Below are 247 nucleotides of genomic sequence, written 5' to 3' on the forward strand. Positions count from 1 at the left end.
TGCCCAGACCATCAAGCGCATTGGCCTCACCCATGACATTGCCGATCTGCTTGTGCAGTCGCAGCGCCTCGGTGAAGTGCGTGCGCGCCTGTTCCTTACGGTCCAGTGCGCGTTCAACATTGCCCAGACCATCAAGCGCATTGGCCTCACCCATGACATTGCCGATCTGCTTGTGCAGTCGCAGCGCCTCGGTGAAGTGCGTGCGCGCCTGTTCCTTACGGTCCAGTGCGCGTTCAACATTGCCCAG

At 60.3% G+C, this 247-nt stretch carries 1 protein-coding gene; it reads right to left on the reverse strand.

Annotation, left to right across the window (positions count from 1 at the left end):
* Positions 1-247 (reverse strand): tetratricopeptide repeat protein (locus ACO0LM_RS28840; RefSeq protein WP_423042398.1); only part of this gene is annotated, 247 nt, incomplete at both ends.

The sequence above is a fragment of the Undibacterium sp. Di26W genome (genome assembly GCF_049340265.1).
Classification (GTDB): domain Bacteria; phylum Pseudomonadota; class Gammaproteobacteria; order Burkholderiales; family Burkholderiaceae_D; genus Undibacterium.